9 protein-coding genes are annotated in these 12,452 nt (G+C 68.5%); 3 read left to right on the top strand and 6 right to left on the bottom strand.

The annotated features are described in order from the left end of the window. Positions 1 to 75 precede the first annotated feature (75 nt). The 6 genes from THSYN_RS05390 to THSYN_RS05365 all read right to left on the bottom strand — a co-directional run bounded on the left by THSYN_RS05390 (position 76) and on the right by THSYN_RS05365 (position 4,935). On the bottom strand, positions 76 to 258 hold the full coding sequence (locus tag THSYN_RS05390; protein WP_100918228.1) for a PIN domain-containing protein: 183 nt from the start codon (positions 256 to 258) through the stop codon (positions 76 to 78). Further along, positions 255 to 497 (bottom strand): hypothetical protein, encoded by a 243-nt coding sequence (locus tag THSYN_RS05385; RefSeq protein WP_100918227.1) that lies wholly within the window; start codon positions 495 to 497, stop codon positions 255 to 257. The genes THSYN_RS05390 and THSYN_RS05385 overlap by 4 nt, the downstream gene beginning before the upstream one ends. 123 nt (positions 498 to 620) lie before the next feature. Further along, positions 621 to 1,625, bottom strand: a complete 1,005-nt coding sequence (locus THSYN_RS05380; protein ID WP_100918226.1) for a sulfotransferase domain-containing protein — start codon at positions 1,623 to 1,625, stop codon at positions 621 to 623. Positions 1,626 to 1,806: 181 nt separating this feature from the next. Beyond that, positions 1,807 to 2,373 carry a dihydroneopterin triphosphate diphosphatase gene (gene nudB, locus THSYN_RS05375; RefSeq protein WP_100918225.1) on the bottom strand — a complete coding sequence of 189 codons (567 nt, stop codon included), beginning with the start codon at positions 2,371 to 2,373 and terminating at the stop codon, positions 1,807 to 1,809. A 10-nt stretch (positions 2,374 to 2,383) separates the two neighbouring features. Next, positions 2,384 to 4,162 (bottom strand): aspartate--tRNA ligase, encoded by a 1,779-nt coding sequence (aspS, locus tag THSYN_RS05370; protein WP_100918224.1) that lies wholly within the window; start codon positions 4,160 to 4,162, stop codon positions 2,384 to 2,386. A 437-nt stretch (positions 4,163 to 4,599) separates the two neighbouring features. Then, complete coding sequence (locus THSYN_RS05365; protein WP_100918223.1) at positions 4,600 to 4,935, bottom strand: FmdB family zinc ribbon protein; 336 nt, start codon at positions 4,933 to 4,935, stop codon at positions 4,600 to 4,602. Between the two features lie 343 nt (positions 4,936 to 5,278). Here THSYN_RS05365 and THSYN_RS05360 point away from each other — a divergent pair, with 343 nt between their 5' ends. From THSYN_RS05360 to THSYN_RS35180, 3 genes are all read left to right on the top strand, one after another. Continuing rightward, positions 5,279 to 6,160: an SDR family oxidoreductase gene (locus tag THSYN_RS05360; protein WP_100918222.1), complete on the top strand. Its 882-nt coding sequence runs from the start codon at positions 5,279 to 5,281 to the stop codon at positions 6,158 to 6,160. After that, on the top strand, positions 6,157 to 6,639 hold the full coding sequence (locus tag THSYN_RS05355; protein WP_100918221.1) for a hypothetical protein: 483 nt from the start codon (positions 6,157 to 6,159) through the stop codon (positions 6,637 to 6,639). Before THSYN_RS05360 ends, THSYN_RS05355 begins: the two co-directional genes overlap by 4 nt. Before the next feature lie 537 nt (positions 6,640 to 7,176). Continuing rightward, the gene (locus tag THSYN_RS35180) at positions 7,177 to 12,423 is read left to right on the top strand and encodes a thrombospondin type 3 repeat-containing protein (protein ID WP_216644682.1); all 5,247 of its coding nucleotides are present in this window, start codon (positions 7,177 to 7,179) and stop codon (positions 12,421 to 12,423) included. Positions 12,424 to 12,452 lie beyond the last annotated feature (29 nt).

Raw genomic sequence — 12,452 nt, 5'->3', positions numbered from 1 at the left:
CGAATACCCCGCAACAGATCCGCCCCGCGTTCCGAGCGCCTCGCGACTATCTCCTCGAATGCCGTGTCCGCTTCGTCATGGTGCCCGGGTTGGATCAGACTTGCCGCGCATACGCAGCAGGGTCAATAGCTCATCCAAGACGTAATCGGTTGTGAGGAGCGGCGCCTCATTGCCGGCCAGCCAGGCCCGCGCGGCCGAGTGATCCGCGTCCTTGGGCACAAAGGCGGCGAACCAGGCGCCGGTGTCGACAAAGATCACGGCCGCCGACCGTAGAGCAGGGCGTCGTGGTCACGGTTGGAGAGGCCATCGTCCGCGCCCTCACTGGGCAGGGCATCCAGTTCCTGCAGCAAGCCGTCCAGTTGCGCCTTGCGCTCGGCGGTTGTGGCCGCGCTCCGGTCCCGCTGAAGGCCGCGGGTCAGGACCTCGATGAGGTAGAGCTTCTCGCGGCGGTCCAGGCCATCGATGACCCGTTCAATCTCGGCGGTTTGTGGTTGCATGGGTGATCTCCCGATGGTGACTGGAGGGAGTCTAGCCGATGGCGAACCGCCCGCGGAGGCCGGCCGCGACCACGAACTGACCTCTCCCGGGGCACCGTCGCCGCGGGATGCCGCCCCCACACTTCAGGTCGGGCGGCGCGGGCCCCAGCGCACGCCGTACTCGCGCTCCATGCGGGCCGCGGTCGCGGCACTCAGGACACCATAGAGTCGCTCCATGACCGCACCCTCGGGGCTGCCCGCCAGGTCGTCGAGGCCCGGTTCCGATTTGCGGGTCAGGGCGTGCCGGACGCGGGCGACCAGGGAATGGGGCAGCAGACGCTGGGCCAAACCGGCGATGCCGGTGCGCCGTAGCAGCCGTGAAACGCCGGTCTCGAGGCGATGGTCCCCGACGTTGAACTCGTCCGACCCCCCGGCGACCGGCTCGGGGGCGAGACCCAGGTAGGCGAAGCAGCGCCCTAGCACCAGCCCCTGGTCAGAACGTAGGGATTCTTGGGGGATAACCAGCAGGGACTCGCCGAACTCGCGGGCATAGACCTCGACCAGGGGGTCGTAGAAGCCGCAGGCGATCAGGCTGATGGAGCCCCGATCGGGCGGGCGGTCCGGTCCCAGCCAGTCGCGACTGGACTGCATGCGCTCGACCAGATCATCGTCAGCGGCGGCGCCGACGGCAATAGCCAAGGCTTTGAGGTTGTCACGCACCTCCTCGCTCAGGCGCAGGCGCGCCCAGCCCTCGGCACGGCGCATCCGCCAGTCGGAGACCAGACGCTTCACCGGGTCGCGCACCATCAGGAAGACCTTGAGCCCCGGGTTGGCCTCCTTCAACCGGCGCGCCGTACCCGCGATGACCGCGGGGTGGCAGTAGCTGGTGCTGGCGTCGATCACCAGGCGCCCGCGGCGGCGGGCGGCGGCGATGGCGGCCCCGTAGTCCGCGGCGTTCAGACCATTGGCACGGGCGCGCGCCGGGATGTCCGGGTCCAGCCCCCAGGAGAAGCGATGGGGCTCCTTGGGCTCCATCAGCGAGACCTGGCGGTGCCCGGAGAGCAGGGTGGCGAGCGCCGTGGTGCCGGCCTTAGGGAAGCCGGCGATCACGATATCGGGATATTCGTCCGCAAGGCAGTGATCAACCATCGGCGTTCACCAGGTCAGACACGGGGGAATAAGAAATGGACAGGATTAACAGGATTTCGCAGGATTAACAGGATTTTAGACAGGCTGAAAAGCGACTTCATTATCCTGTTAATCCTGAAAAATTCTGTTAATCCTGTCGAATTTTCATCAGGCCGACACGACCCTCGATCCCCAGCGGACCTCACCCGCCGGAGAGCGCCAGGATGGCATCCCGATTGGTCCAAGAGCTGGCCAGGTTGGCGGCGCGCAGCCCCGGCAGCCAGCGGTACTCCAGGTGTTCGGCGGGATTGAGCCGGATGATGCGCCGCGTCTCCAGCACCAGGGCGAACCAGTATTCACGGTTGAAGCGCACATTGGGGGCGTAACGCTCGCGCCAGGCGCGCATGATCGGGAAGAGGACCGAGCGGCGCAGGTCGACCAGGGCGGAGCCGGCCCAGAGGCCGGTCTCCTCGCGGATCTCGCGCAGCGCCGCCAGGCGCGGGCTCTCCCCCGGGCCGAGACTGCCGGTGACCGATTGCCAAAACTGGCCGGGGCGGGTGCGCCGCAGCATCAGGAACTCGCCGCCCCTGGTGCAGATCACCACCAGGACGGATTGTGGGCGTTTGAAGCGGGTGCGGGCACCGGGCTCGGCCGCCCCGGCGGTGACCGGGTCCACCAGCCCGGCCACCGGGTCCGCCGCGGCCCCCGCCGGGGGCTGCGGTTGGGACTCCGGCGGCCCGTCCGCCCGCGTCTCGATCTCCAGCGCCATGGTCGCCCCCTCAGACCCGCGCCCGGATGCGCAGCCCCAGCTCTTTGAGCTGGGCCTCGTCCACCGGGGACGGGGCGCTGGTCATCAGACAGGCGGCGGTCTGGGTCTTGGGGAAGGCCATGACGTCGCGGATGGAGGCCGCCCCGGTCATCAGCATCACCAGCCGGTCGAGCCCGAAGGCGACCCCGCCGTGGGGCGGGCAGCCGAAGCGCAGGGCGCGCAGCAGGAAGCCGAAGCGGTCCTCCGCCTGCTGCTCGGAGATGTTCAGCAGGCTGAAGACCTGGCGCTGGACCGCATCGCGATGGATACGGATGGAGCCGCCGCCGATCTCGCTGCCGTTGAGCACCATGTCATAGGCGCGCGACAGGCAGGCGCCGGGGTCCGTCTCCAGGAGTCCAAGCTGGTCCTCCTTGGGGGCCGTGAAGGGGTGGTGCAGTGCCGCCCAGCGGTTATTGGCCGCGTCGTGCTCGAACATGGGGAAATCGACCACCCACAGGGGCCGCCAGCCGGACGCCATGAGCCCGCGATCCTGCCCCAGGCGCACCCGGAGCGCTCCGATGGCCTCGTTGACCACGCTCGCCTGGTCGGCGCCGAAGAAGATCAGGTCCCCGTCCACCGCCCCGGTGCGGGCCATGATGCCGTCGATGGCGGCGGCGTTGAGGTTCTTGAGGATCGGCGACTGCAACCCCTCGGCGCCCTTGGTCGACCAGTCGTTGACCTTGATGTAGGCCAGGCCCCTGGCCCCATAGATGCCGACGAACTTGGTGTAGTCGTCGATCTCCTTGCGCGACAGGTCGCACCCCTTGGGCAGGCACAGGGCCACCACCCGGCCCTTGGGGTCCTGGGCCGGGCCGGCGAAGACCTTGAAGTCGACCCCGACCATCAGGTCGCCCACGTCGACCAGTTCCAGCGGGATGCGCAGGTCCGGCTTGTCCGAGCCGTAACGGCGCATCGCCTCCTGATAGGTCAGGCGCGGGAAGGGGTCGGGCAGGTCGGTGTCCAGGACCTCCTTGAAGAGGCGCCGGATCATCTCTTCCATGAGGCCCATCAGCTCGTCCTCGGTCATGAAGGAGACCTCGATATCGAGCTGGGTGAACTCCGGCTGGCGGTCCGCCCGCAGGTCCTCGTCGCGGAAGCAGCGGGCGACCTGGTAGTAGCGGTCCATCCCCGACATCATCAGTAACTGCTTGAACAACTGCGGCGACTGGGGCAGCGCGAAGAACTCACCCGGGTGGGTGCGGCTGGGGACCAGATAGTCCCGCGCGCCCTCGGGGGTCGACTTGGTGAGGATGGGCGTCTCGATGTCCAGAAAACCATGATCGTCCAGGTAGTTGCGCATGACCCGCGTGACGCGGCTGCGCACCCGCAGGCGCTCCTGCATCTCCGGGCGGCGCAGATCGATATAGCGATAGCGCAGGCGCACCTCCTCGGAGGTGTCGGCGGAGTGGGTGTCGAGCTGGAAGGGCGGGGTCTCGGCCGCGTTGAGGATCGTCAGCCCCGTGCCCAGGACCTCCACCTCACCGGTGGGCAGGTCCGGGTTGACGGTGCCCTCGGGCCGCGGGCGCACCCGACCCTCGACGCGCAGCACATACTCGCTGCGCGCCTGTTCGGCGAGGGCGAAGACCTCCGCCCGGTCCGGGTCCAGGACCACCTGGACCAGCCCCTCGCGGTCGCGCAGGTCGACGAAGATGACCCCGCCATGGTCCCGCCGCCGATGCACCCAACCGCACAGGACCACATCCTGTCCGATCAGGGCGCTGTTCAATTCACCGCAGTAGTGCGTACGCATGAGCCGATCGCCTTGTTGGCCGCTCCGGGGCGCTGCTGCGCACCGGATAAAACGGTTCAAGATACTGGGCTACCGGGGGTCGCGCAAGTTGCGATGCAGCAATCAACCAGCGAAACCCCGTGGAAGTGGTATGCCCCCGCGGCTGGACCTCGGCGCGGGGATCGTCGCGGCGGGGCGCCGCTCCGGCCTTGATCACAGTTCCGGCCACGACCGCCGCCAACCGAGAGAAATTGGACAGGATTAACAGGATTTCGCAGGATTAACAGGATCTCGGAATGCCGTCCGACATCGCGTTCTATCCTGTAAATCCTGAAAAATCCTGTTAATCCTGTCCATTTCCATCAGGCATCTCCACTGCCTGCCGGTTGCCCCGAGTGGGCTCGAAAAGTTCGCCGGTGACCGGAACTGCGATCAACGCCCGCCGCCCCTACCGGCGCTCAGGCGGCGTCCGGTTTGGCGGCGGGCTTCTTCTCCGCCGGCTTGGCCGCGGTTTCGGCCGGCTTGGCGGTCTCCGTCTTTTTCTCGGTGCCGCCGCCGGACTTCTCCCCGCCGCCGGCCTTCTCGCCGTCGCCGTGGAGGTTCTTCTTCCCGCCGGTCTTGAAATCGGTCTCGTACCAGCCTCCGCCCTTGAGCCGGAAGCCGGCGGCGGAGATCAGTTTTTTCAGGGTCGGCTCGCCGCAGGCCGGGCACTCGGTCAGGGGGTCATCGGCGAGCTTCTGGAGCTTCTCCAGTTCGTGGCCGCAACGCTCGCAGCGGTATTCGTAGATGGGCATAGCAACTTCCTCAGTGTTCGATCGGGCGGGAGTTATAGGGATTTCCGCCCCGAAGTCAAATTCTCGGGATCCCAGGGGGTGCGATCAGAACTGATGTGGTGACCGAGATCCCGGGTACGCTGTCGTTGTCGTTGTCGTAATCGAACGATCCGACCACGATCACGACAACGACGCCCGGTCCGTGGGAACGTTCGGTAGCTGTAGGGTACGCATCGCGTACCCTACGAGATGTACGTTAACACATCAGTTCTGATCGCACCCGGATCCCCGGCCCGCCCTTGCACCGGCGCGGCCCTTGGGCCCAAATGCAGCGAAACAGCCCCGCCGCCAACCGGAGGACCCCATGACGCCGCCTGATCCCCAAGCCGATTTCCGCCCAGGCACCGAGCGCTCGGTGCTCATCACCGGCTGCTCCAGCGGCATCGGCTACACCTGCGCCCACGGGCTCGCCCGGCGCGGCTGGCGGGTCATCGCCTCCGCCCGCCGGACTGAAGACGTGATGCGGCTCCAGGGCGAGGGACTGACGGCGGTGCGGCTGGATCTGGACGACCCGGACTCGATCGCCCAGGCCCTGGCGCAGACCCTCGACCTCACCGGCGGGACCCTGGACGCGCTCTTCAACAACGCCGCCTTCGGCCTGCCGGGCGCGGTCGAGGACCTGACCCGGGCGGCCCTGCGCGCCCAACTGGAGACCAACGTGCTCGGCTGGCACGACCTCACCTGTCGGGTCATCCCCATCATGCGCCGTCAGGGGTACGGGCGCATCGTCCAGAACAGCTCCATCCTGGGCCTGATGGCCCTACCCTACCGGGGCGCCTATGTGGCGAGCAAGTTCGCGCTGGAGGGACTGACCGACACCCTACGCCTGGAACTGGCCGGCAGCGGCATCGCGGTTTGCCTGATCGAACCCGGCCCCATCCTCTCGCGCTTCCGGGAGAATGCCCACCGTGCCTTCAAGGCCCACATCGACACCGAGCACAGCGTCCATCGGGACGCCTACCGCCAGGCCGAGGCGCGGCTCACCAAGGAGGGCGCGGCCCTGCCCTTCACCCTGCCGCCGGAGGCGGTGCTGAAGCGGCTCATTCACGCCCTGGAGAGCCGGCGCCCCCACCCGCGCTATTACGTGACCTTCCCCACCCACCTGTTCGGCGTCCTGCGCCGCGTGCTCGGCACCCGGGCCCTGGACTGGGTGCTGCGGCGCATCTCCGGCGGAGGGGCACGGTGAACGACGAACTCTGGCCCTCCCCCGCCTACAGCCGCCAGGTCGAGCGGCTGCGCGCCGCCATCGGCGAGACCATCTATCTCGCGGAGCTGGCCGACAGCGAGGTCCAGTTGGCCGTGCGCTTGACCGACCGCCCCTTCGTGCTGCTCGGCATCATCGAATTCCCGCGCCCGGACCCGGTCCGCGGCCTCACCCCGCACCTGATCCTGCTCGACGACGGTCGCGGCGTAAACCTCGGGCGCATCGCCCGCATCACCCGCCGGCCCTTCAGCCCGGCACCGGCCGATGTGTTGTATCTGGATACCGAGGCCCACGAGAACCTGTTGTTCAGCGAGCGGCGCCTGACGCCGGACTTCATCGCGCAGCGCTCGCGGGCGGTGCTGGGGCAATGCCTCGGCAAGCCGGCGGCCCCCGCGCTCGCAGGACCGGGTGATCCTTCGGCCGGCCGCCTGAGCGGACCGACGGGCGAGGAGGCGACATGAGCCGTAGCGCCAAGGCGGGCCCTGCTCATGATCCCGGTCAGGCCACCGCGCCGGGACTCGGCAAGTCGTTCGTCATTCCGGCAGGATGCCGCACGGACGTTGCACTGGCTGGCGCGCCGCGGTCGGCCGCGATGTCCAAGCCGCAGGGGCGCTCGAGACCCCGAAAGCAGGGACCCTAGCACTCCCATGCGGACGGGACTATCCTTATACAGTAGATAGTTGGGCGGGTCTCCAGGACCGGACCAACGTCCTGATCCAATGCGCGTCGTGACGCCACGACTGCGTGCGCGCGACCAGGGGAAGGCGGAAAGCACGGCAGCCGCCAGTCACCGAAAGGACAGGGGTGAGCACATGAACAGCCGATCTCTGACAGACGTTGTTGCGCCTCCGGTCAGGTCCGGGCGGGCCAAGGTCTCCCGAGCGCCAAGTGCCTGGCGGTCGTTCGACGGCCGCGGTGGGGCTAGTCCCCGCGACCGTCGGGATGGCGCCTCGGTCCCCCTGCCAAGTCAGGCAGTGGGGAACCGGCTGCCGCGTGCCATGGCACGCCTGCTCCTGTTCAGTCTGCTGCTGGCCCCTGGTGCGGTCGCCGCGGCCCCCGAGGTGGAAGGCACCTTCATCGAGACGGGCTCCACTCACACCTGTGCCCTGGGTCCGGACGGGACCCTCGCGTGCTGGGGATCGAACAGCTACGGTCAGGCCCCCGCCGCCCCCGTCGGCAGCTTCCGCCAGGTGTCCGCGGGCGTTCGGCATACCTGCGCGGTAGCGACCGACGGGACCCTCGCCTGTTGGGGATTCAACTATTCCGGCGAGGCCACGCCCCCCGTTGGTTCCTTCAGCCAGGTGAGTGCGGGGTTCCAGCACAGCTGCGCGGTGCGCATGGACGGGACCATCTCCTGCTGGGGAAACAATGATCTGGGGCAGACCGCACCGCCCGTGGGCACCTTCAGCCAGGTGAGCGCGGGCCTGGACTATGCCTGCGCGGTGCGTACCGATGGGACCCTCGCCTGCTGGGGATCGGACAGCTCGGGCCAGACCACACCCCCGGCAGGGACCTTCAGCCAGTTGAGCGCCGGCAGCGCCCATGCCTGTGCCGTCAGCACCGATGGGAGTCTGACGTGCTGGGGCGACAACGGGTCGGACAAGGCCACACCCCCGACGGGCAGCTTCCGCCAGGTGAGCGCGGGCGGCGATCATAGCTGCGCGCTGCGCACGGACGGGACCCTGGCCTGTTGGGGAGACAACCAATACGGTCAGGCCACGCCCCCGGCCGGCACCTTCGTCCAGGTCAGCGCGAGCGATGGGCATAACTGTGCCCTGCGCTCCGATGGCACACTCGGCTGCTGGGGAGATCAAGGCAGCCGTTCCGGATCCCCGCCTGCCGGTATCTTCCGCCAACTCAGCACGGGCTACATGCACACCTGCACGGTGCGCATCGACGGCGTCCTCGTCTGCTGGGGCGACAACAGATTTGGTCAGGCGACACCGCCCGCCGGTACCTTCCGCCAGGTCAGCGCGGGTTTCACGCACACCTGCGCGGTCCGCACGGATGGGACCCTCGCATGCTGGGGATTGAACGCCGATGGACAGCCCACGCCCGCGCCCACGCCCGGGACCTTCAGCCAGGTCAGCGCGAACAGGATACACTCCTGCGCGTTGCGTACGGATGGGACTGTCGCCTGCTGGGGAGAAAATCGTGTCGGCCAGTCCACCCCGCCCGCAGGTATCTTCCGACAGGTAAGCGCGGGCCTTGCGCACACCTGCGGGTTGCGCGCGGACGGGACCCTCGCCTGCTGGGGCGGCAACAGTTATGGTGAGGCCACGCCCCCCGGCGGTACCTTCCGCCAGGTCAGCGCGGGCTCCATATACACCTGCGCGGTGCGGGTGGATGGAACCATCGTCTGCTGGGGCGACAAGCGATATGGTCAGGCCACGCCCCCGGCGGGCACCTTCAGCCAGGTGAGCACGGCCACCCACCACACCTGCGCGGTGCGCACCGATGGAACGCTCGCGTGTTGGGGCCTGAACCGCAACGGCGACGGCAAGGCTGACCCACCCACCGGGATCTTCCGCGAGGTGAGCGCGGGCTTGGATTCCACCTGCGGCCTGCGTAGCGACAGCTTCCCGCTTTGCTGGGGCGGTCCTCCTGCCCCGGTTCCCCGCCTGGTGGCCGCCCCTCCCGCTTGTTGCCTGCCTGCCGGGGTGGCCGAGGCCCCCTACCAAGTCCGCTTGGATGTCATGGGCGGCACCGGCCCCTATACCTTCGCGATGCTCGCCGGCGCCTTGCCGCCGGGCGTGACGCTCAGGGACGGCGGCGCGCTCAGCGGCGTGGCCGACGAGTTGGGGACCTATCCCTTTACCGTACGCGTTCGCGATGCCCTCCGGCCCTATCCGCTGGCGGCCGATGTGGACTACACCCTGGTCATCGACCACGACAGCGACGGCGATGGCATTCCCGATATCAGCGACAACTGTCCGTCCGATCAGAACCCCGACCAGGCCGATTTCGACTTCGACGGCCAGGGCGACGCCTGCGACGCGGATGACGACAACGACGGCACGCCAGACGTCGCGGATGCATTCCCCTTCGACCCCGGCGAGCAGGTGGACACCGACCACGACGGCATCGGTAACCACGCCGACCTGGACGACGACGGCGACGGCACCCCCGATGCCGAGGATGCCTTCCCGCTCGACCCGGCCGAGCAGGTGGACACCGACCACGACGGCATCGGTAACCACGCCGATCTCGACGACGACAACGACGGCACGCCCGATACGGAGGATGCCTTGCCGCTCGACCCCGCCGAGCAGGTGGACACCGACCATGACGACATCGGCAACGTGGCCGACCTCGACGACGACGACGACGGCTTCGACGACAGCGTCGACGCCTTCCCGCTCGACCCGAGCGTACCGCAGATCGCGACGGCCTTGCTCGATGCGCGCTGGCGGTACTATTGCGCGACAAATCCCGACGGCACCCTTGGCTGCTGGGGCGGAACAGACATATTCGGCGAAATGCAATTCCCCACCGGCACCTTCCGTCAGGTCGCGACGGGCGCCTACCACGGGTGCGGGGTGCGTACGGACGGCAGCCTCGCCTGCTGGGGAAGGAATTTTTACGGCGAGGCCTCGCCCCCTGCCGGCACCTTCCGCCAGGTCAGCGCGGGCTTTTGGCACACCTGCGCGGTGCGCACCGATTGGACTCTCGCCTGTTGGGGGAGCGGCAATTACGGCAGGGTCTCGCCCCCTGCCGGTACCTTCCGCCAGGTGAGCGCGGGGGACGGACATACCTGCGCGGTGCGCACGGACGGGACCCTGGCCTGCTGGGGAGAAAATTTTAACGGTGAGTCGACCCCCCCGGCCGGCATCTATAGCCAAGTGGGTCAGGGGGGCAGATGCGGTGCGCGTGCCGATGGCACCCTCACCTGTTGGGGCGTCAACCAGTACGGTCAGGCGACGCCCCCACCCGACGCCTTCAGCCAGGCGAGTTCGGGCGTCTGGCATGCCTGCGGGGTGCGCGCGGACGGCACCCTCGCCTGCTGGGGCAGCAACGCCAACGGCGAGTCCACACCGCCCACCGGCACCTTCATCCAGGCCAGCGCCAATGAGGATAATTTCAGTTGCGCCATCCGCACCGACGGTTTCCTGGCCTGCTGGGGCAACAATAGACGTCCGCTCGTGATCGACCCCGCCTGCTGCCTGCCGGCCGGGATGGCTCAGGTGCCCTATGCGCTCGACTTCCGGTTGAACTACTGGCGTCAGTTGCCGCTCGCCTTCGCGGTCATGGCCGGCGACCTGCCCCCTGGCCTGACACTCGGGAGCGACGGGGCGCTCAGGGGCACGCCAACCGCCGCGGGAACCTACACCTTCCGCATTCGCGCGACCGACGCGCCGCCCTACCCGCTCATGACGGAGGGCGATTACACCCTGGTGATCGAGCCATTGGTCGATGGCGACGGCGACGGCGTCGCCGATTCAATCGACAACTGCCCGACCGACCCCAACGCGGACCAGGCCAACCATGACACGGACGCGAACGGCGACGCCTGCGATCCGGACGACGACAACGACGGCATGCCGGATGCCCAGGATGCCTTCCCGTTCGATGCGACCGAGCAGACGGACGCCGACGGCGACGGGATCGGCGACCACGCCGACCTGGACGACGACAACGATGGAATCGCCGACGCCACGGACAACTGCCCGGCGATCTTCAACCCGGATCAACTCGACAGCGACGGCGACCGGGTCGGCGATGTCTGCGAGCGGCGCCTCTATGTGAATGCCGCCGTGAGCGGCGGTGTCGGCGACGGCAGCGATTGGGCCAACGCCTTCGCAAGCCTCGGCGACGCGCTCGACAGCGCCCGGGCCGGGGATGACCTGTGGGTGGCGAAGGGGGTCTATTACCCGGACCAACGCGGCGGCGCGGACACCGGCGACCCGGCGGCAACCTTCGAGATCCCCTCCGCGGTCCAGGTCTGGGGCGGCTTTGCCGGTCACGAGACCGCGCTCGGGCAACGCAACTGGAATCGCAACCGCACGGTCCTGAGCGGGGATATCGGGCAGGATGACATCAACACCGATGGGAATTGGATCGACGAGCGCGCCGATCAGATCGTCGGGACCAACAGCACCCACGTCGTCCTGACCTGGGCGGTCAGCGACCATACGGTGGTGGACGGCTTCGTCATCACCGGGGGCGACGCGACCAGAGGCATGGTGATAGAGGGTTATCAGTTCGGCCCGGACAGCGAAGGCGGCGGTTGGCTTGCCGACGCGGGTGGCGCCCCGGTGTTGTCCAACATGCGCTTCCTTGGCAACCGCGCCGCCTCGTTTGGCGGAGCGCTTTATGCCCTGGGCGACCTCCAGATGAGGAACAGCGTCTTTGCCGGCAATGCCGCTCGTTGGGGCGGCGCCCTGTTCCAGACCGGCGGCAACATTCGGGCGACCCACATCAGCCTCGGGGCCAACAGCGCCAGCGACAGCGGAGGTGCGCTGTACGCGCAGGGCAACGTCCTGGTGGTCAACTCCGTCCTCTGGGGCAACGTGCCAAGCGAGGTCCGGCTCGCCGATATCATTGGCGCCAGGGTCTCCTTCGCCAACAGCCTGGTGCGCGGTTCAGGTGGCTCAGGCTGGAACGGCAGCGCCGGGATCGACGGCGGCGGCAATCGGGACGCCGACCCACTCTTCGTCGACCCCGGCAATGGTGACCTGCACCTGGGCAGCGCCGCCTCCGCCGCGCTCAACGCCGGCAGCAATGCCGCCGCGGCGGCGGCCGGGCTGACCACCGACCTCGGCGGCAACCAGCGCGTCCAGCAGGGCACGGTGGATATCGGGGCCTACGAGCAGACGCTCGCCGCCGCGGCGGCCGTGACCGGCGACGGCGGGGCCGACTGGATCGTCACCCAGCGCAACAACCTGAGCGTCCAGGCCGGGGCCGGGGACGACACCATCGTCTCCAGCCCCGGGCGCCAGGTCATCACCCTGGGGCCCGGACGGGATACGGTGGTCTGGGGCTACTATCCCGACAGCGACGTGATCAATGACTTCACGCCGGGCGAAGACCGGTTGGACCTGCACCAAGTCCTCTCGTCCCTGGGCTACACTGGCAGCGACCCGCTGGGGGCCGGCCGCATCCTCTGCCAGGGCGTGACCGGCGGGGCCTACCTGTTCCTGGACAAGGACGGCCCAGGGGGTCTGGCCGCCGGCATCTATGCCCTGGTGAAGGGCCCGGGGGTCACTGCCGCAACCCTGTGCGTCCCGGCCAACTTCCACTTCTGAGGCCGCAACCGATCAGCCCCCGCGGGTCG

This window comes from Candidatus Thiodictyon syntrophicum, from assembly GCF_002813775.1.
Taxonomy (GTDB): domain Bacteria; phylum Pseudomonadota; class Gammaproteobacteria; order Chromatiales; family Chromatiaceae; genus Thiodictyon; species Thiodictyon syntrophicum.
This window is presented reverse-complemented; position numbering and strand designations above follow the sequence as displayed.